The sequence below is a fragment of the Paenibacillus sp. HW567 genome (assembly GCF_000374185.1).
Classification (GTDB): domain Bacteria; phylum Bacillota; class Bacilli; order Paenibacillales; family Paenibacillaceae; genus Paenibacillus_AQ.
This window is the reverse complement of the sequence record NZ_KB910518.1, coordinates 4325431-4348342: the sequence shown is the minus strand read 5'-3', so window position 1 is coordinate 4348342 and position 22912 is coordinate 4325431. Positions and strand designations below refer to the sequence as shown.

Annotated in this window: 6 protein-coding genes; all 6 read left to right on the top strand. The window is 50.9% G+C overall.

The window, feature by feature from the left end; translation table 11 throughout:
- Positions 1-14 precede the first annotated feature (14 nt).
- Genes B212_RS0119380 through B212_RS0119355 form a run of 6 tightly spaced genes read left to right on the top strand, consistent with a single transcriptional unit; the run spans position 15 to position 22896 of the window.
- Positions 15-7670, top strand: coding sequence for an SDR family NAD(P)-dependent oxidoreductase (locus B212_RS0119380; protein WP_019912666.1), 7656 nt, complete (start codon positions 15-17; stop codon positions 7668-7670).
- A complete protein-coding gene (locus tag B212_RS0119375; RefSeq protein ID WP_019912665.1) occupies positions 7663-14664 on the top strand; it encodes a non-ribosomal peptide synthetase in 7002 nt (2333 codons plus the stop codon). The genes B212_RS0119380 and B212_RS0119375 overlap by 8 nt, the downstream gene beginning before the upstream one ends.
- Positions 14665-14686: 22 nt before the next feature.
- Positions 14687-18940 carry a beta-ketoacyl synthase N-terminal-like domain-containing protein gene (locus B212_RS0119370; protein ID WP_019912664.1) on the top strand — a complete coding sequence of 1418 codons (4254 nt, stop codon included), beginning with the start codon at positions 14687-14689 and terminating at the stop codon, positions 18938-18940.
- Entirely contained in the window at positions 18937-19386 is a 450-nt protein-coding gene (locus B212_RS0119365) for a type II 3-dehydroquinate dehydratase (RefSeq protein ID WP_019912663.1), read from the top strand. The genes B212_RS0119370 and B212_RS0119365 overlap by 4 nt, the downstream gene beginning before the upstream one ends.
- A 17-nt stretch (positions 19387-19403) precedes the next feature.
- A complete protein-coding gene (locus B212_RS0119360) occupies positions 19404-21821 on the top strand; it encodes a hypothetical protein (RefSeq protein ID WP_019912662.1) in 2418 nt (805 codons plus the stop codon).
- Positions 21822-21867: 46 nt separating this feature from the next.
- Entirely contained in the window at positions 21868-22896 is a 1029-nt protein-coding gene (locus tag B212_RS0119355; RefSeq protein WP_019912661.1) for a hypothetical protein, read from the top strand.
- The last annotated feature ends 16 nt before the right edge of the window (positions 22897-22912 follow it).

The window sequence follows — 22912 nt, the reverse complement described above, 5'->3', positions numbered from 1 at the left end:
GAGGGTGTTAACTGATGGACAAATTGAAAAAGTACATCTACGAGCTTGTTGCATCCAAGAAGCTGACTGCCAGGGAAGCGACGGAGTACATCACATACCTGCAAAATGGAAATGAGCCTAAGAGCGAGGAGATTGCGGTTGTCGGAATCTCCGGGAGATTTCCAAAGGCTGATAGGGTAGAGCAGTTCTGGGAGAATCTCTATTCCGGCAGAGATTGTTTAGATACCTTTCCTGAAGAGCGGGTTCGCGATGGACAGGCCCTGGCACCCGGCGGACATGTGACAGGCGGGCGCTTCAAGAAAGGCGGGTATTTGGACGAGATCAGTTTTTTTGATGCAGAGATGTTTCGCATTTCGCCTAAGGAAGCCTTATCAATGGAGCCATACCAACGGATCATGCTTGAAGTTGCTTATGACACATTAGTCAATGCAGGCTATGAGACTCAGGATATTCTTGGCTCCAAAACCGGGGTTTTTATCGGGCGGGACCACGTAACAGGGACGGAGTACCGCAACTATGCCGCACCCGATATCTTTCGTCTAACAGGGGGCTGGCCGGGGATATTGGCAAGCAGAATCTCCTATGTCTATAACCTGAAGGGGCCAAGCGTGGTGTTTGATACCTCTTGCTCCTCCGGGCTGGTTGGACTTCATTTTGCTTGTGATTCTTTACGCAGAAATGAATGTGATATGGCATTTGTAGGCGGCATTAGCGGCCTTTTTTATTTTCCCCCCGTCAAGGAAGACGCATCACTGGATCAAGTTGAGTCCGCTGAGGAAATGATTCGGGCCTTTGACAAAGATGCAGGGGGCACGGTTTGGGGCGAAGGCTGCGGTGGGGTGCTTTTGAAGCCGCTGTCCAAGGCAGTTGCAGATAAGGATGTAATTTATGCGGTCATCAAAGGCAGCGGAATCAACAACGACGGCCTTTCCAAAGGCATCACCGCACCGAATGGAGAAGCACAGGAAGAGCTGTTGAAAAAGGTATGGAAGCAGGCGCAAATCAACCCTGAAACGATACGTTATATCGAGACTCACGGGACGGGAACGGTCTTGGGAGATTCGATCGAATTGAATTCGATAATCAATGCTTTTCAAGTGTTCACCTCCAAGAAGCAGTTCTGCGGTGTGGGTTCGGTAAAAACCAATATCGGCCATTTGGTTGGGGCTTCCGGGATTATTTCCCTGATAAAAGCCGTATTGATGCTGCAGCATGGGGAAATTCCGGCCTCGCTGCATTTTCAGACGCCCAGTCCGTATATCAACCTGGTTAATTCAGCCGTATTCATCAACGATCAGCGGAGCAAGCTGGAGAAGCGGAACCACCCGATTCGGATAGGGATTAACTCGTTCGGATTCAGCGGTACGAATTGCCATGTTTTGCTTGAAGAGCCACCGGTGCCTGTATCCGAACCAAAGGCAGAGAATAACGTATTCCTGCTGACTTTTTCTGCTAGAAGCGGCCGGAAGCTCTTAGAGGTTGTGCAGAGCCTGCAACATTTCCTGCTCACGAACCGCAGGGTGAATCTGGCTGATCTGTGCTGCACAGCAAGCTTATTCCGCAATCATTTTAGAAGCCGGGCGGCTATTACGTTCAGCAGCTATGAAGATTTGCTGGCCAAGCTGAAGATCATTAAGGAGATACAGGATCTATCGCTGTGGAACAATTATCCCGGCATCAGTTGTCAAACCCATGAAGTGGTGCCGGATTCTAAATCGCTGATAGAAGCTTGGGAGATTAGAGAAGGCGAAAAAATCGCACTGGATAAAGTCGCAAACGAAGTGATTAAGGAGCTGCTGCAAAAGAAGGCAGACAATGAAATGCTCTGGGAGCAGGTTGCCCGCCTGTACATCAAGGGCGCCAGCATTGATTGGCGACTGCTCTACCCTAACTGCCGAAAACTGGCTATGCCCGGCAATGTTCTGGAACGGACGAAATACTGGCCGGCGGAAGTCAAGGGGGAAGAGGTATTCCAGGATGAACTGTATTATACGGCTGAATGGGTAGAAGAGAACAGGCAAACTGCAGTCACGCGGGCTGCCCGTGATAACGTCCTGCTGATTGTGCATGAGACAGATACAGCCCTATGGGAGACTCAGCTTCTTGGGACCCTCCGGGGAGAAGGCTGCATCCTTGTAGAAATCGGTAAACCCTATCAAAAAATAAACGCCGCGCATTATTGTGTATCCAATTCGGTTGAAGATTTCACCGCACTCTGCGGGGAGCTGGATATTTGGGCCGTTGAGCAAATTCTGTATGCAGCGCCTTTCCGGGCCGGGCTGCCGGATTCTTTGGAGGATTTCAAGGCTGCCTTCAATCAGACAGTGATGAATCTGCTGTATTTGGTGAAAGCCCTGCAGGCCGCCGGTAGCCTTAATAAGAATCTGGACCTTGCCTTGATTACAAAAAATGCCCATGTTCTGCAGCCAAGGGATACGGTGTCTGACCCATTCGGCCACACGCTCTACGGAATAGGGAAATCCATTCTGCACGAGAATCGTGCCTTCCATGTGCGGCATATTGACATCAGCCATGAGCCTGTAGATATGGATTCACTTCTGGTAGAGCTGGAAGTGCCATCTGCCGACTACTCGGTTGCGCTGCGTCATGGCCGCCGGTACGTTGAAGTCATCAAGAGGGCGGATAGTGCGCAGCAGGCCGGCGAGGCGCCGGGCATAGAAGCAGGAGACACTTTCCTGATTACCGGCGGCTTGGGGCTCCTGGGATTAGAGGTCTGCAAGTATCTGAGCCAGAAGAACAGAGTGAAGCTGATCGTCCTGGGAAGAACGGCTATTCCTGACAGAGAATCCTGGCAATCAATCATTGTAAAAAATGAAGATCAACGGCTGCTGAAAAAAATCAATGGCATTCTGGCAATTGAAGCTCTGGGCTTTACGCTGGATTACCATTGTGTAGATATTTGCGACGAAGCTCAGCTCCGGCGGACCGTCCAACGGGTCAGGGAGCAGCACGGGAGCATCAACGGCGTGTTCCATTGTGCCGGAGTTGGAGTAGGGGACATCGAGAATTTTGGGATGAGTGAGCAGGAATTTGAACAAAGACATGCGGTGAAAACCTATGGAAGCTGGCTGGTATACACGCTTACCCAGCCCATGAATACCGGATTTACCCTCTTGTTTTCTTCGGCTGTCAGCATTACCGGGGGAAGAGGCTCGCTTGCCTACACGGCGGGCAATGCTTTTGTGGATGGCCTGGCAGAAACCCTCAAGCTGCAAGGGCCGAACGTGATGGTCATAAACTGGTCCACCTGGGAAGCGACCGCGTCCAAGCTTTCCCTGCAGGAGGACAAGCATTTTTTTGAGTTCCTGCCCACCCACCAGGCATTGCAAGCGCTGGATCTGGTTATCCGCCACCGGATGTTTCGGACCATCGTCGGCAAGCTCAATGTTCGGAACAAGCTGCTTGAATTGGAGAACGTATGGCCCTTCCGGCTGGCGGATGAGATCAGACAGACTCTGTTCACCAAGCCGCACCGGGAGGAGCAGCCGATCCGGCAGACGCAAGTCACCGTGAAGGAGTCGGAAGGTTATACAGCCACCCACCGGGAATTGGCTCAGGTATGGGCGGATATTCTTGGACTCGCCTCGATCAGCGTGTTCGATTCTTTTCATCAGTTGGGCGGGGACTCCATTCATGCCGCGCATCTGCACAAGCGCTGGAACGAGCGTCATCCCGGCACGCTTGACGTTACGGATATTTACAGATATCCAACCATCCATGAAATGGCCGGTTATCTGGACAGCCAACAGATCAGTCAGCCTGCTGCGCTTAATCTGGATAGTATTCTGGAAGGGTTCAAGGGGAGTAAATATTCCAAAGAAGAGGCAAAAAGGCTGCTGGCAGAATGGACTGAAACTTCATCCGGCGAGCGCCCTCACCCCGCCAAGAGCGATGAGTATGCCATTATTGGATACGCCTGCAAGTTCCCAATGGCAGATGATGCCGAACAATTCTGGCGCAATCTGACTTCAGGAGTCAACGCCATCCGGCCATTTCCCGAGTCAAGAAGACAGGATACCGACAGTTACCTGGCTGCACACCAGATCAGTCCCGGGGACAATGCGTATTGCCAGGGGGGGTATTTGGAGGAGATTGACCGGTTTGATTCCGCCTTTTTCCGCATTTCACCTAAAGAAGGAGCATTGATGGACCCCGAGCAACGGCTGCTGCTGGAGAATGTGTATCAGGCTGCCGAACACAGCGGTCTGGGCGGCCGAATCCTATCGGGTACGCGAACCGGCGTGTATGTCGGAAAGGATACCACCGGACGGAATGAGTATAACAACAGGGTGGATATCCTGGACCCCTTGAAAGTGACTTCAGGCTCGACTGGCATTCTGGCCAGCAGAATCGCTTATTATCTTAACTTGAATGGTCCTTGCCTGGTTGTGGATACAGCATGTTCTTCCAGTCTGACCGCAATATGTCTGGCGACGCAGGCCCTGAAGCAGGGACAGATTGATATCGCGATTGTGGCAGGTGTATCGCTGGCGTATCTTCCTACCCAGCATAACTCTCTCATAGATTCTGTTGATGAAATGATCCGTCCTTTCGATGCCGAGGCTAACGGGACAATGTGGGGCGAGGGCGCAGGGACGATTATCCTGAAGCGGATGAACGAAGCGGTGCAAGACCACCATGTAATTCATGCCGTAATCAAGGGTTCGGAGATGAACAACAACGGAACGTCCAACGGTATAACTGCACCGAATGCCGAAGCGCAGGAGAAAGTACTGGTCGCCGCCTGGAAAGCGGCCAACATTGATCCTGAAACGATCTCTTATATCGAGGCCCACGCAACCGGAACCCCATTGGGGGACCCCATTGAAATCAAAGGGATTACCAATGCCTTCAGGCGGTTCACGAATAAAAAGCAATTCTGTGCCGCAGGCACCGTGAAAGCCAACATCGGTCATTTGGTCGGTGCCTCAGGGATGGCGTCAGTCATCAAAATGATTCTGGCGTTCAAGCATAAGCAATTGCCTCCGGTACTACAGTTCAAGAATCCGAATCCATTTATAGAATTTGCCGATTCTCCTGTCTATGTCAATGACAAGCTTCAGGATTGGAGCGGCTCGTCCACACCTCGCAGATGTGGCATCAGCTCATTTGGATTTAGCGGGACGAACTGCCATATCCTGCTGGAGGAGCCTCCGGCCTTCAGCGATCCGCAGGAGGAGAAGCAGGATTGGTATATTCTGGCGTTGTCAGCGAAGACGGAAGCCGCCTTGAGAGCATTAATCAAGCGTTACATTCTTAAGATCAACGAATCAGTCACGCTGGATTTGCCAAATCTTTGCTTCACCGCCAACACCAGCCGGGGCCATTATGAGCATCGAATCGTGATCCTGTTCCGGACCGGCAACGAGCTGCGCGCCAAGTTCAAATATCTGCAAGAGGCGGGCCTCCCGCAAGCGGCGGATCACGATCAGAGAATCTATTACAAGGCCAGCAGGATTAGATATGACCGGAAGGCTTATGACGAAGAGGGGCTGCTTGAGGAGGATAAGCTCAAATTAAACAGGCTGGCAGAGAGCCTGATTGATGAATGGAGCGTTGAAGAGACGTTGTTCGCTGCGGACAATGTGCACAAAATCGCGCGATTGTACACGGATGGAGCGGATATCAACTGGAATCGTCTATATCAGGGCAAGCCTTACCGGCTGACCGAACTGCCGGCCTATGCCTATGAATCTGTTCGTCATTGGATTGGCGACCACAGCCGGAAGCTGTCGAACACTTCAGGGAAACACTATCAATTGCAATGGCTGCCCGATTATAGAGAAAAAACCGGAGGGACCAAGCCGAACGAAGGTGCTTGGCTGTTCATAGGGGGAACCGGAACCAAGAGCAAGGCTCTGCTTCGCGAATTGCGAAAGCAAGAGATTGAACTCATTGAGGTCACTCCGGGAACCCATTATCACCAAATCGCTGCTAATCGGTACAGCATCAGGTCGGGCGAAGAATACCCTCTTTTGCTGAGAGAGCTTTCCAATAGAGGGGTCCGGAATATTATTCACTGCCTGAGCCTTGCCGACGAAAGCATTGCCGGGATAGAGGACCTCCATGCCGCAGAGAACAGGGGTGTCTATAACCTCTATCATTTGGTAACGGAGCTGCTGAACGGGCAGTATCATCAAGAGCTGAACCTGATCTTCGTTGCCGACCATACGTTTAGGGTGAGCCGGTATGAACCGGTGCTGAACCCGCATCATGCGGTCCTGTTCGGTATGGCTAAAGTGATTCCCCAGGAATACCTGCAATTCAACTGCCGCTGTATTGATATCGACAATGCTACAGATCCAGCAACTGTCTGGGAAGAGATATGGTCCGGCACGGCGGATTTCCAAGTGGCCTACCGGGACAACACCCGCTATATCGAACATTTCGAAGAGCGGCTGCCGGGAGCTGCGGAAGCGGGCGGTGTGTCCTTACAAGAAAATGGCGTCTATGTCGTAACCGGAGGGCTTGGCGGTATCGGACTGGCGGTTGCCCATTATCTATCAGGGAAGCAACGGGTTCATCTCTGTCTGTTGAACAGGGGAACGCTGCCGCCCGGCCCAAGCCAAATCGAAAGGATTCGCCGGATCGAAGCTAACGGGTCTGAGGTGGATTTGTATACCGTAGACATTGCCGATCCTAATGAATTGCAAGGTGTATTGCAGGCCATCCGCACGAAATATGGACGGATTCATGGTCTATTCCATTGCGCGGGCATTGCCGGGGAAGGGCTGCTGATTAACAAAGAGAAGCGGGAGTTAAAGCGGGTGCTTGCTCCAAAAGTAACAGGAACCTGGTTATTGGATCAGTATACGGCTCAGGATAACCTGGACTATTTTGTACTGTTTTCCTCGGTTACGAGCCTGCTGGGAGGGCTGGGCCAGGCGGATTACACGGCTGCCAATGCATACCTGGATGGGTTCAGCGACTACAGGCAAGCGAATAACCGCAGGAGTGTTACCGTCAATTGGCCTGCATGGAAGGAAGTCGGCATGACCCTGAAATATGATATTCAGGAGGGGCGCTCTCCCTTCCTGGGATTGACTGAGGAGCAGGCGATCAGCATCCTGGATGCTGTTTTGCAGATGAAGCTCTCCCGGATTATTGTCGGTGAAATCAATGAGCTCTATTTCCAGGGAGGCGGCCACTCGTTGCCTTTTGCCGTCCCGCCGCAGATGATTGCCAGGGGAACGGGAGACTTCCTTCCTGAAGCCAAAGCAGCTATAAACGTATCACCCATCGGGCCTATTTTAAAAGGCAGAAATAATCACAGCTACAATTCGTATGAAACCTCGCTGGCAGCGATATGGCAAAGGGTGCTGGGAGTAGCTGAGGTCAATGTGTATCTGCCTTTTCAGGAAACAGGCGGAAACTCGATACTGGCTACAAGCCTAGTCAGGGAAATGGATGACGTCTATCCTGGTTGTGTCAACATTGCGACCTTGTTTGCATATCCCTCCATTGCCCAAATGGCGGAATACCTGGAGCAGAAGCATAGCCCCAGCGAATTGCCGCAGGAAGCAGGCCCGAGGGACTTACAGCGAATTGAGCTCAATGATAAGCTGTCCGGGTTTGTCGAGGGGAAGGTGTCGATAGAGAATATATTGCAGTACCTGGATAACAACGAGTTGGGGGATGAGGATGATTAACCGTAAAGAGATCAATGATCACATTTTACAGTTGTTAAAATCAGGATACCTGAATCAGGAAATGGCTGTAGCTATTCTGGAAAAGGTCAACCGCTCCTCAGATGTGAAGCGGCAGGATATTGCTGTGATCGGGATTGCGTGCCGTGTTCCCGGAGCCGATACCCCCCGGCAATTTTGGGGAAATTTGCTGGGGAAGATCAACAGCATCGGAGCGTTTCCGGAGGAACGGTTGCAGGACCTCTCCCCGTTTATCCCGGAACTAGAGGAGCTGCTTGCACAGTCCAATCATCAAGCAGGCTATCTGGAGCAAATCGCCCACTTTGACCATCCGTTTTTTCGGATCAGCGAGAAGGAAGCCATGGCGATGGAGCCTTATCAAAGACTGTTCCTGGAGACGGCATACCATGCGATGGAAGACGCAGGATATGGCGGAGATAAGCTGAAGCATTCGAACACAGGCGTTTTTGTAGGATTGGAAACGGCTTATCAGTCCCACTACCGCGCTTTGCTCGAGCAGGAGGATATCTCTTCGTTGACGGGTTCTTTGGTAGGTCTGTTAGCCAATCGGCTCTCCTACTTTCTGGACCTTCGTGGACCCGCCATTGTTGTAAATACAGCTTGCTCATCCGGCTTGGTGGCATTACACCAAGCCTGCTTGGCCTTAGCGAACAAGGAATGTGAGACGGCACTGGTTGGCGGTGTCAACCTTATGGTTATTCCGCAAGCAGCAGGGAAATTAGCGGATCTGGAGACCTCCCTTGGAAAGGTGAAGGCGTTCGACAAGGATGCCGACGGGACGGTTTGGAGCGAAGGCATCACAGCCCTGCTTGTTAAGCCATTAGAGAAGGCGTTGAAGGATCGGGACCCCGTCTATGCCGTTATTAAGGCAAGCGGAGTCAATGCCGACGGGGCCTCCAATGGCTTAACCGCTCCAAACCCGGAGGCAGAGACAGGGTTATTCATCCGCACCTGGGAGAAGGCGGGGATTAATCCGCTCTCGATTTCTTATGTGGAAGCCCACGGTACAGGTACACTGCTGGGGGACTCCATTGAATTGCAGGCGATAAACGATGCATTTAAAAAATATACGGATGTTCCTCATATTTGTGGCATTGGTTCGGTCAAAACCAATATTGGACATACAGTGGCTGCCTCAGGTTTAGCGTCATTGCTCAAGGTCATATTGTCGTTGCAGCATAAAAAAATCCCTCCATCCTTGAACTATCAGTCCCCCAATCCCTTTATTGACGCCGAGCACTCTGCGATCTATGTGAATACGGAGGTGAAAGACTGGGAACGAAGAGATACGCTGCTGCGGGCCGGCATCAATTCCTTCGGCTTCAGCGGTACGAACTGCCATGTAGTGGTGGAGGAAGCTCCAGAGATGAAGCATCAGGAATCGGAAGGGCCGCCTCCGTTCTATTTCTTAACTATGTCCGCAGGATCAGCACATGGCCTGAGACGATTAATCCAAGCGTATCACGCCTTTTTACAAGCCGATGATTCAGTGGATCTCGAGGATCTTTGCTATACGGCCAATACCGGCAGAGGTCAAGCTGAGAGCAGGGCTGCGTTCGTGTTTGCTACCAGAGACGAGTTCATGAAGCAGTTGGCAAATGCGGATGTATCCCGAACCGGCTTATCGGGCGAAGATGGCATCTATATAAGCGGCAATGTCATGACAGAAGCTGCGTTAGCTGCTGCGGATGCGTTCGAGATTAACCGCCGGAATTTAAAATTAACGTATAAAAGGCTGGCTGAGCGATATATCTGCGGATTATCCGTGGATTGGGCAGCTTTATACCCCCAGAAGCGGCAAAAGCTGAATCTGCCCGGTTATCCCTTTGAGAAGATCAAGCTATGGCCAACCGCAGTTGCCAAATCGGGTTTTGCAGCTCAGAAGCAGCCCGATCTGCAGGATACGTCCAACCCGAACGAAGAAGCGCCGCAGTCCCAGCTCTACCACAATATTCAATGGCTGCCCGTAAACATAGAACCCTCTCAGCCGCTGCATACGAGCGAAGCGGCAATCCTTGTATTCACAGGTCCGGCAGATTGGGGCCAGGCGCTGGCGGATGAAATCTCCCTGCACACCCCGCACGTCATTCATGCCCGGCTTGCGGCAGCGTACTCCAGGGAGAGCCCGACACTATACGGTGTAAATGGAACGGAAGCAGACTTCTGCCGATTGATGAACGATATAGGCTCCGTGAAGATAAGCAAAATTCTTTTTGCAGCCGGATTGGATGACTCTGATATCGGGAGCAACGGGGATATAGAGGAGCAATTAACCCATACATTATATCCGCTGCTGTGTCTGACGAAGGCATGGCTCAAGCAGGAGACGGACCTGACAGAGGTTATTATAGCCGGAAAGAACGGTCAGAAGGTTATGCCTTCAGACCAGAAGATTTATCCATGCTTCGCATCGCTTTACGGGATGGGGAAAGTCATTTCCGAGGAATACGGCGGACTCCGCTGCAGATGCATTGATTGCGGTGAATCAACATCGGTCCGTGAACTCGCCGAAGAGGTATTTAGCGAATCGGAATACTACCAAGTTGCGATTCGGGAAGGAAGAAAGTATTACCCGCAATTAACGCCTGTTGATCTGGACGCTTTCGAACATTCTGCGACAGGCTTTAAGGAGCAGGGCGTATATGTCATAACCGGGGGAACGGGCGGGATCGGCTTGGAGCTGGCGCGGCATATCGCTCTGCACCACCCAGTGAAGCTTGTATTAATCAGCCGTTCCGGGCTTCCTGCGCGCGAAACCTGGGAAGAGCTGATCCAATCGGCTCAGGAGCCGGACGGGAGAGTGGAGCTGATCCGCAGTCTGAAGCATCTGGAGCGCAACGGTTCAGAGCTATACACATACAGTGCGGACGTTGCCAAGCTGGACGAATTATCGCCGGTTATCAGCAGAATCACAAGTCAGCTTGGGAAAATAGACGGAATTATCCACGCGGCGGGCCTTCCGGGCAGCGGTCTGCTGGTTGAGAAGGATCGGGAGCTATTTGCAGCCTCCGTCGCCGCCAAAATCAAAGGAACCCATTATCTGTATCAGTTGACCCGTGAGAACCCGCCCGATTTTTTTCTGTTGTTTTCATCCATCGCTTCTGTAGTGGGGGGCATATATTTAGGAGATTATGTGGCGGGGAACAGCTATTTGGACGCGTTTTCCGGTGTGCCGACCGGGCATACCCGCATAATTTCGATCAACTGGACGACATGGAGGAACACCGGCATGGCGAAGAATACGGGCGGCAGCCTGGAGGTTGCCTTTCGCTCAATTCTGCCCCGCCACGCGCTTCATGCCTTTGACCAAATCCTAAGCACACAAATAAATAACATTGTGGTCGGCAGCATCCAGTTCAATAATGACCTGTTCTGGAACCGTCCTTTGCCGGTTGAACTCGCCCCTGCAATCAGAGCGCAGATCAAGTTTCCGGAAGCTGAAATCAATGTCCGCCTAACCGGAAGGGCAGATCATATCTATACGGAGATTGAGCGGCAAATAGCCCGGATCTGGGGCAACCTGTTCCAGATGCCAAGCATTGATATTCAAGATAATTTCTATGAGCTTGGCGGCACGTCGATCATGGGAATCAAGATGGCGAACCGAATCCATGAGCAGTACCGTGTAGCCATGACTATTCAGGATGTATTCACCCATCTGACGGTATCATCTCTGGGGAATCTGGTAGAGCAGAAGCTGAGCACGAGAACTGAGGCCGGGGCCGTGACTAAGCAGGAGGTGAAGTCCGCCCGGACAAGTATGCCCTTGTCACACGCGCAAAGGCGTATTTGGTTTTTGCAAAAAATGAATCCCGAGCTGGTGGCGTACAACTTACCCTTTATCCGCTTCTTTGACATGGCCATAGACGGGGAACTGCTTGAGCAGGCGGCTGCTTTCCTGGCCGGCAGACATCTCATGATGCGCACAAAATATGTATTGAAGGACGGAAACCCGGTGCAGGAGACGCTGTCAGCGTATGTGCCGGCCGTTCAAATTATTGATGCCGCTGGGCAAAGTGATCCGGAGCAATTTGTGAGAATGAATATACACCAGCAAAAAATGAAACCGTTCAATCTCGAAATGCCGCCTTATAGAATCTATCTGTACACCCTCAGCGATGAGCGGGCTTGCCTCTACATCAATTTCCACCACATCCTCACAGACGGCTGGAGCATAGATATTTACTACAGAGAACTGTTTAGCCTGTATCAATCCTTCCTGCATCAGCAGCCGCCCAGACTGCCGGAGCTGGGATGCGATTACTTTGATTGGATTATAGAACAACAAGCATGGGAGGAGAGCGAAGCGTTCGTGGAGCATGAACAATTCTGGCTGAAGGAGCTTTCCAAGCCCTTGCCGGTGTTGAACTTGCCTTCAGACCACAAGGCTGCTGCTGTTCAGACGTATAGAGGCAGCTTTCACAAATTTACGATTTGCGGCGAACTGTACAGAAAGCTGAAGGCGCACCTTGAAACTCAGCAGATTACAGCCAACAATTTTCTCTTAAGCGCGTATTTTCTGTTATTGCACAATCTGTCGCAGGAGCAGGATATTATTATCGGCTTGCCCACTTCGGGAAGGAATGAACAGAAATGGGAGAGTGTTGCAGGGATATTCATTAATACCCTGTGCATCCGTGTTCAATTTCAAGGAATCAGTACATTCATGGAATTGCAGGATACTGTGAAGCAAAAGGTATGGTCGGCCATTGATAATGCCCAATATCCGTTTGATTTATTGGTGGAAAAAGTAAACCCTGAACGGGATTTGTCCAGAAATCCCATTTACAATGTTCTCTTCCAGTTTTATGATAAACTATATTTGGAAAATGAAGGAATCAGCCCATTCGAATTAAGCTGTCTCGCCCAAGAGACCGAACAGCAAATAGAGATTTCGTTCGAATACAATTCTGATATGTACTCAGAAGGCACCATCTCCTCGTTTGCCGGATATTTCCTGAATATCATCGGACAGGTTGTAGACAAGCCGGAATGTCTTCTCCAAGAGGTTACCTTGTTGAGACGTCAGGAACAAACCGTGTTATTAAGCCGCTTTCAAGGGGAGCAGTTGGAGCTGGAGGACGATCAGACGGTTCACAGACGTTTTGAAGACCAGGTGCAAAAAAATCCGGAAGCCACCGCTTTAGTTTTTGAGGAAAGGCAGATGAGCTTCCGGGAAGTGAACGAGAAGGCCAATCAGCTTGCCTGGATGTTGATTGGCAGCGGGGTTGAGCGAAATACCCCAGTCGGAATATTTGTGGATAGGAGCTGCTGGACTGTCATCGGTATATTAGCGGTTCTGAAGGCGGGCGGAGCCTATGTACCGCTTGATCCGGGTTATCCTGAAGCTAGGATCGCTTATATCCTGGCGCACAGCGGCGCCAAACTGCTGCTGACAGAAAACCGCTATCTTCAGAGTGTGGCTGCATTCGCGCAGGATGGAGGGATTTCGGTCATCAACCTGAGTCCTGTGAAGGAACAGACTACAGTAAGCCAGATGTACTTAACGGATTACAAGGAAGCGCTGTCTTGTGTCAATCCGTGTACTGGAAGCCATGGATCGGATTGGATGTATATCATGTACACCTCGGGTTCTACCGGCAAGCCCAAGGGCGTATTGGTTACCCACTCCAATGTCTTGAACTTCGTGGAATGGAGCATCGGGGAATTGCAGCTTCAGCCCGGGGATGCACTTCTGCTGGTAACCTCAATCAGCTTCGATATTTCGGTGTTCGAGATATTCGCTGCGTTGTTAAGCGGTGCCCGGTTATGCATTGCAGCCAAGGAACATCTGAAGGATACCGAACGCTTGCTGGCTTATATGGAAGCTAACCAAATCACAATCTGGCATTCCGTTCCCAGCCTGATGGTTCAGCTTATGACATATATCAGGCACAATCAGGGCCGGGCCGGGCAATCGCCGGTATTACATCAGCTTAGGCACTTAATGCTGGGCGGGGAAGCATGGAGTACTTCGCTGGCCCAAAGCCTTCGCGTAACCTTTCCGCAAGCGGAGATCCGCAACATGTATGGTCCGACGGAGGCGACGATATGGGTCTCCAGCTATATTCTGGCTCCGGAGACGGATGAGTCGCATCACATCATGCTTATCGGCAGGCCGATTGCCAACAATCAGCTAATCATCCTGGATCAGTATGGCAACGTTTGTCCGCAGGGGGTCGTCGGGGAAATATATATCGCCGGGAACAATGTGGCTCAAGGATATTACAACGATGAAGAAAAGACGAGGATGGCCTTTATCCCACAGAACAATGGGCAAATCTACTACAGGACGGGCGATTTGGGAAGATATTTGCCGGAAGGGAATGTGGAGTTCACCGGCAGAAGAGACCAATTGGTCAAAGTAAGGGGATATCGTATTGAGCTTGGAGAAATTGAGCAGGCATTAAGAGAGCTGACGAGTCTGCAGCAGATGGCTGTAACGACTGTGAAGGATGGGGAAACCAACAAAATTATCTGCCTTTATACCGGCGGCCAACCGATTCCGCAGAACCAGTTAAAGGAGGCTGTAAGACAAAGGCTTCCTGAGTATATGATCCCCGCTCAATTTTTCCATGTGGAGCAATTTCTGCTCACGCCAAACGGAAAAATGGACTGGAGGTCCATGGAGTCGCTTATTGTCAGGGAAACTGCGGGCAGCATGGATGCAGCGGAAATCCGGAATGAGGCGGACAAGAAGCTGTCCGAGATATGGAGAAAACTGCTGGGCATCCCTGTTGCCGGCATTCAGGATAACTTTTTTGATATTGGCGGGAACTCTTTATTAATCGTGCAAATGCAAGGGTTGATCCAGCAAGAATTTTTCCAGGACATCCCGATTATGGATCTGTTCAAATATACGTCGATTGAAAAGCTATCCGATTACCTGCAGGAGCATACCGCCAAAACATCGAGTGTGGAAACAGGCCAAAAAAGAGCGGACATGAGAAAAAGACTGCGAAACATGAGAGGTTGACATCCGCCCAGGTGAAAGGAACATGACCATGGAAAATGATCTTAGTCTTACCTCGAAGATTGCTGTCATCGGAATGGCCGGAAGGTTCCCGCAGGCAAGGGATATCGGGGAATTCTGGCGTAATCTGGTTCAAGGTGCGGAAGGGATTCAATTCTTCACCAAAGAGGAATTAAGGGAGGCGGGAGTGAGTCCGGCCTTGCTCGATAAACCCGAGTATGTCCGGGCTTCCGGCCGTTTACAAGACATCGGGCAGTTTGATGCCGCCTTCTTTCAATACACACCCAGAGAGGCGGAAATCATGGACCCGCAGCAGCGGTTATTTCTGGAGTGCGCCTGGAATGCACTAGAGGATGCCGGGCATAGCCTGTCCCAATACGAAGGAGCGGTCGGCGTATTTGCAGGGGTAGGTGCGAATAAATATGTAACCCATATTATGAGCCATCCTGAGCTGATGTATATTTTGGACCACCGGCAAATTGAGGTGGCCAATGACAAGGACTTCCTCACAACACGTGTTTCCTACAAATTGAATGCGACCGGTCCCAGTCTAGCGGTACAGACCGCTTGCTCCTCCTCCCTCGTGAGTGTGCATATAGCCTGCCAAAGCTTGCTGAACGGTGAATGTGATATGGCACTCTCCGGAGGCGTGTCCATTCAATTTCTAGAAAAAAGCGGATACCTCTATAAAGAGGGGGGTATCGAATCGCCTGACGGACACTGCCGCTGCTTCGATGAAAAGGCAGAGGGAACCGTGTTCGGCGATGGGGTCGGTGTAATTGTGCTCAAACGGCTGGAGGAAGCCGTCAGAGATATGGATCATATCTATGCGGTGATTGGCGGGTCAGCCATCTGCAATGACGGGTCAGGCAAGATCGGGTTCACGGCTCCGGGATTAGATGGACAGGTACAAGTGATTTCGGAGGCTATGGAAGTTGCCGGAGTGACGTGCAGCGATATCGGGTATATCGAGGCGCACGGCACCGGTACCAAATTGGGCGATCAGGTAGAGATTGCGGCCCTTAAGGAAGTGTTCAAAGGCCGGACTCCGGAAGAGGCGTGTTACATTGGTTCGGTCAAGTCCAGCATCGGGCACTTGAATACCGCCTCTGGCATTGCCGGCTTAATCAGAACGGTTCTGAGCATCCAGCAGAATCTCATCCCGCCACTCCTGCATTTCCGCAGCCCTAATCACAAGCTGGAATTAGAGGACAGCCCGTTTCGGATAAATCAGAGTCCGGTGACATGGGCTGCGGGCGGGCAGAGAAGGGTGGCGGGCGTCAGCTCCTTTGGCATCGGAGGCACCAATGCCCATGTCATTGTCGAACAGGCCCCAGACCTGCGTCTGGAACCAAGCGGACAAGAGTGGCATCTGCTGCCTTTTTCAGGGAAAACAGAGCAGGCCCGGCAGCGCAACCTTGATCATCTGTTGGCGTACCTGGAAGCCAATCCAGCGGCGGATCTGTCGCGGGTGTCCTATACCCTCCAGAGGGGAAGGGAGCATTTTGACTTCCGGGGATTTCTTCTTTGCGGCAATCAGGGAGGGCAAAGGATAATCTGTCCGGAACAGCGGGCGGGAAAGCAGAAGAAAACCGTTGTCTTCTGCTTCTCCTTGGAGCAGGTTCCCCCGGCGGCAATGGTTCAGGAACTGTATAGGCAAGAGCCGTTCTTTCGAAAAACAATAGATGAAAGCTTTCAAATGGTGGATCGGATGTTTCACATTGATCTCACAAAGCGGATATTCCCTGAAGCCGGTCTTATTCAAGGGCAAGGGGAGTTCTCCTCCAGCCAAGAGCCTTATGGACCGCTTCTGTCTTTTATAGCCGGTTATTCCCTGGCACAGCTCTGGCAGCACTGGGGCGTTTTCCCGCAAGCGGTGGCCGGAGATTGGATCGGTGAATATGTCGGCGCTTGCCTGGCGAATGTTTTTTCACGTGAATCAGCCTTGAAATTATTGTTTTTCCAAGGGGATGTTTCGGACGGCATTGTGCTGGGACAACCAACAATTCCGGTTCTGTCCAATGTAACGCAGACCTGGTTAGCTGAAGCGCAGGCGGTCTCCCTCGCCTATTGGAAAGAGGTCTTGAACCAGCCAAGCCATCCGCTGGCCTGCGTGTCAGCGCTTGCCGCATTCCAGAATCCGGTCTATATCAAGTTCAGTCCGGGAAATCATCATCTCGATAGGCTGGACCTAGCCATCCGAGAGAAGAATCAAACCGCTCTGCTGCTGGATTCTCTGCCGCATGAAGCAGACCACGAAGGGGCAGACAGGGTTCTTCAGGACTCCTTGGGCAGATTGTGGCTGGCCAACGTGGAGGTCTGTTGGAAGAACGTTCAGTCCGGCAGGCAGACAAGAAGAATTCCGCTGCCCACCTATGCTTTTGATAGAGAAACTTACTGGATTGACAGAGCGGTGACCCAAGAACAGGATGGCTTTGCGGCGAATAAACTCCATGAGGAACCATTGAAGGACATGGGCACGGGAGACCATTTCGTTCAGATTGGCAGCACACGTTATCTGCTGAATTCGTCTCAATTGCAGGAAATCCAAGAGCTGCTTGCCGGCTTCTCCTCAAGTACTGCCGCATCATTCCCGGATGCACCGGAGAAGCGGAAGGAATACATCGTCTCCAGATTGTGCTCCATCTTGGAGGAATTATTGGGAAAAAGACCGATCAGCAGCCGGGACGACTTTTTCGAAAACGGGGGCGATTCTGTAACAGCGATCCAGTTTGCCTCCCGTGCAAAGGATTATGATATCGTGTTTTCTTCGGAACTCCTTTTTGAATACCCGACGATAGAGCAATTATCGGATAAGCTCCTGGAGCAGCCGGCGGCCTCACCGCAAGAAGATGAGCCTACGGCGGAACAACCGGCGGGCATTCATTATTTCGATGTGGGCTTGTCCGATCAGAGCCTATTGGCGGAGGTCCTCCCTGCCGGAGAGGTGGAAAGTGTGTATCCGCTGTCATTTATGCAGCTTCTGGTGTTGAATCACAACCTTATTAATGCCCGCTTAGGCACGGTCAATCTGCTTTCGTTTCAGATACCCCAAGAGCTGCACTACGGCCGCTTCCGGTCAGCCTGGAACAAGGTGGTCAACCGTCACACCCTGCTGCGGTCCGGCTTTGTCTGGAGAAGAATTTCCAATCCGGTTCAGTTTGTCAAAAAACAGGTTGAAATCACCATCCACGAGCTGGATTGGACAGGGCTGTCCCGCGAAGGACAGCAGCGCGCACTGGATGAGTTCCTGTCCCTCGAAAGCAAAAGAAGCTTTAAAGTGGATGAGGTTCCGCAAATGCGTTTCCATCTCATGAAGCTTCGGGAGGCCTGCTATCAATTTGTCTGGTCTTACCAGAACTCTTTGTTTGACGGCTGGAGCATGAATATTATTCTGCGGGAGGTATGGGACAGCTATGAACAGCTCGAATCTCCCAAGCTTCTGCCCGAACCCGCACCTACGCCTTATCTGGCCTATATACAGTGGCAAAAAACAAAGGATATCCAGGAAGCGAAGAGGTGCTGGACAGAAGAAATGAAGGGCTTCAGCATGGAAAATCAGCCAGAGCCAGCGGACAGCATTTCCCCTCTGAGCTACGAAGGCGCTTTTCAGAGTACAGATATTCCGCAGGGTGTTATGCAGGCGGCAAGAGATTATGCCAGAAAAGGACAGATCACCATGAATACGCTGTTTCTTGGCTTGTGGGGTCTGGTACTGGCCCGGCTGCTCAAGAAGCAGGACATCATGCTCGGAATGATTACATCGGGAAGAGTCCCGGAGGTGGAGCATATGGACACTATGGTGGGGCTGTTTACGAACAGCCTGCCTGTCCGCATGACTTACACTCCTGCGGAGCATGCCGGGGTCTGGTTCCAAGCGCTGCAAAAAAAAATACTGAAGCTCAGACGCCACGAGCATGTTACCTTACAGCAGATAAGCCAGTGGTCCGGTCTTCCCATCGACTACTTACAGCGGGTGACCAACACACGGAGCTTGGTCTACACCAATTTCCCGTTTCACATGAACCAGACTCCAAGCGGAGGCGGGCAGAACTTGCTTCAAGCAGAGAATACCGGACAATTGCATCTTCCTCTGCGTCTGTTTGTCAATCCGGGCGATGAGCAGTTTACGCTTCGGGTTGAATACAACCGCAGTGTATATGACCCTGACCATATCGCTCAACTGCTGCTGGATATCGGGCAGCAGTTAGCCAGGATTCCCCATGCGTCAACACTCGGAGAATTAGTCGATTACAAGGGAGAAGGAGCTGCGCTATGAAGATTGCCGTCGTGAACGGTCCGAATATGAATTTAATCGGTGTACGGGAAACAGAGTTTTATGGAAAAGTCACATGGAAGCAAATTGAGGAGAGGCTGCGCGGGCTGGCCGACGAATGGCAAATCGAGCTGCTTTGTTTTCAATCGAACCATGAAGGGGAAATCGTTGATTTTATACATGAGCATCTATCTTCACTGGATGGGATCGTGCTTAATCCGGCGGGATTATCCAAAACCGGGTATTCTATCCTGGATGCCATGTCTTCGGTCGGAATTCCTTATATCGAAGTACATATGTCCAATATTTTTGACAGAGGAGGCTGGCACGCACAATCCATCTTTTTTGACAATGCTGTCGGACTGGTCGTGGGCCTGAAAGGTTATTCCTATGATCTTGGTCTGCAGGGGATGAAACAATATTTACAAGCAGCGCTTGCCCAGAACTAGCAGAGAGGACATCTATAATGAAACATATTGAGGTCTATAATGCCAAATTGCATAATCTCAAAAACATCACAACGAAGATTCCGAAGCAGCAGCTTATTGCCGTAACGGGCATTAGCGGATCGGGGAAATCCAGTTTTATCTTTGATACGCTCCATCATGAAGGGCAGCGGCTATATTTGGAGGCCTTGGGCATTTCCCATGACGTCCTGCACTACGACTCGTTTGATATGATTCAGGGGCTTAGCCCGACAATTGCCGTACAGCAGAGAACCGTGAGCAACCTCAATCCAAGGTCGGTTGTAGGGACGGCCACCCGACTCCTGAACCTGATGGCGCTGATCTATGTGAACGAAGGGGTAGAGAAGGGGAGCGGGCAGACAGAGACCTCCTTGCGGGAATATGTCCCCGGAATGTTTATGTTCAACTCGCCCCATGGCTCCTGCCCGGCCTGCAGCGGCAGAGGAACAATAACTGAGGTGAATATCGCCAAGATTCTGCCGCCTGGCAGTGTATCAATAGAAGTATGGCATCAATTCGCCTATGAGTTTCCGCAGCACAAAAAAGAAGAAAAGGAATATGTCACCAAGAGGTTCGATAACTTCATCAAATACTATAATCTCGCGCCGGAGACGCCGTTTTCACAATTATCCGGCGAGGCCAGAGATGTCTTCTTGCATTATCGGCCCAAACGGACGCAGAGCAAAGAGAATCTTATCTTTTATGGAGTGAATGTGGTTATAGAGGAGAAGCTGAAAAAAGTGAATCTCCAGCAGCTTCCCGATCTCCACATCACCCGGCCGTGTACAAGATGCTGCGGGTACCGGCTTGGCGACAGAGCACTCGCCATCACGCTGGAGAATAATCATATTGGCCAGCTTTGCCAGATGGATGTGCTCGGGCTTACTGCGTTTTTTCAGCATTATCTGACCGTAAGGCCGCATACTGCTTTTGTGATGCATTTAATCAAGGAAATCCTCAGCAAGCTGATCTGTATGGAGACCGTTGGATTATCTTATCTCAATCTGTACCGGGAAATTCCGTCTCTCAGCGGTGGGGAAATTCAGAGACTGCATATTATGTCCCATCTCTCGGCCAAGGTGGATTCGATCATTTATATCTTTGATGAACCGACGGCGGGCTTGCACGAAGTGGAGAAGGCCAAGATTATTGAGAGCTTTCAAAGCTTGAAGCAGCAAGGAAATACTGTGATTGTCGTAGAGCATGACGAAAGTGTGATCCGGCAGGCGGAGTATATTATTGATTTTGGTCCCAAAGCGGGTCAAGAGGGCGGGACTATCGTCTATCAAGGGGACTATGCCAGCTTTCTGGATTCCACTGAATCCATAACGGCCAAGTACCTGCTGCATAAACCGATGCCGCCCAAACAATATACGAGTGCATTGGATGCCTCCTCGCCCAGGCTTTCCATCAGAAATGCCCAAACGAACAACCTCAAGAATATTAACGTGGATATCCCGCTGCAGTCTATCGTCGGAATTTGCGGTTTATCCGGCAGCGGAAAAAGCTCTCTGATGATTGATACCCTGATCCCTAAGCTGCAGGCGGCCTTGAAGACCAAGGCACCGGGAAACAAGCATTTGGACGAAGGAGAGACCGGGGCGGATACCGTCCAGACCGGAGCAGAGGCGGAGCTGGAAGGTGCCGGGAATATAGATGGTTTTGTTGTCGTCACCCAGCAGTTGGCCCGGAGGCATGAAAATTCGATTGTGGCTACCTTTCTGGGAGTCTGGGAGCCGATTCGCCATATTTTCTCTACACAGGAGGCGGCTGCGGCTCAGCAATTTACGAAAGGGCATTTTTCCTTTAATTCCATGGGCTCATGTCCAATGTGCAATGGCTACGGGCATATCAAGAGGTGGCTGAGCCAGCTTGTGTTCAGTGAGGAATGCCCGTCCTGCCAAGGCAAACGCTTTAAGGATGAGGTGCTGCGGGTGAAGTATAAGCAGCGCAGTATTGCTGACATCCTTGCGATGTCTGTTACAGAAGCCCAGGCATTCTTTCAGGATCATCCCAAAATCAGCAGCCTGCTTGCTGCGATTGAAGAGATGGGCATGGGTTACATTCACTTAGGTCAAAGTCTCACCACACTGAGCGGAGGAGAAGTGCAACGGTTAAAGCTCGCCAGAGAGCTGGGGAAAAGCGGGAAAGTCAACTATCTGTATATCTTGGATGAACCTACTGTCGGACTCAGCTACTACGATGCCGAAAAATTGCTGATGATCTTAAGCAAACTGGTAGCCGGCAAGCATTCCGTCATATTGATCGAACACGACCCGTATGTTCTTTCCTATTGTGATTATCTTATCGAGCTGGGGCCAGGCGCAGGACACAAGGGAGGGGAGATTGTTGCCACCGGAGCACCTGAGGAAGTGAAAAAAAATGCCGATTCGATGATTGGCCCATTTTTGGAATAACCCCAAGCTTACCGTTCTTATTTGAAGCAGAAAGGGGAAGTATGGAATGAAGAGAGTGCTTTTACCGGTGGTGCAGCCGCCTATTTTGGGATACCAGTTTTTCGCTTTTCCGCTTAGCATCGTGCTTGCACACGACAAAAGTCTGCCTTGGTTCTACAGCAACTTCATCCAAATATGCTATGACAGAAGACCTGATCCGCCTGTCCCGTTTACATTCTACATCCACGACCACACTTTAAATCCATGGCTGCATGTCGAACGCCTGCAAAGAGGCACAATGGGCATCATCAAGCGCAATATCGTTGATTTTATCCGGGACTGCCTGGATGACGGCTTGTATTGTAATTTGAATGTAGACGAATATTTTATCCCGGAACGGGAGGTTTACCGCAAAAGCCATCTTTCCCATGATGTATTGATCCATGGCTATGATGTGCAGGAGCAAACGTTCCAGCTCACGGGCTTTACAGATAAGCACACCTTTGCTTCCACAAGCGTACGTTTTACCGATTTTGAACAGGCGTATCACAACATTGACGTTATTGATCATCAGGCAGTGTGCGATCGGATCTTTTTGTATAAATGGAACGAAGCGGGACAATATGATTTTGATCTGACTCTGGTACAGGAAACTCTTGAAGACTATCTGCTCTCCAGGAATACATCTAACAGATTTCGGATGGTCGCCTCCCCCTGGGATCATTGTGATTACGGGATGAAGACCTATGATGCTCTGCTGGAATATTTTGGGCAATTGCTCAATGGGCAAGCCGCCTTCGATATCAGGCATATTCACAGCGTGTGGGAGCACAAGAGATTGATGTCCGCCCGCATCAGCTATATGAAGGAGCATTCAGAGCAGCTTATCTTCTCGGATGATGAGCTTGCTTCCAGCATGGAGCTGGAACGGCTGGCATTAAACGCCCGGAATCTGATGCTGAAATATTATTTGCACAGCAATCCGGAATCGGTTACTAGAATTATGAGGTACCTGGAAGAAATAGCGGCGAAGGAAAAGCTGTTTATAAAGAAGCTATTGGATCAACTATCTCATAGCAAAATATTCTCCTTCTAAGCCATTGTCATGATCC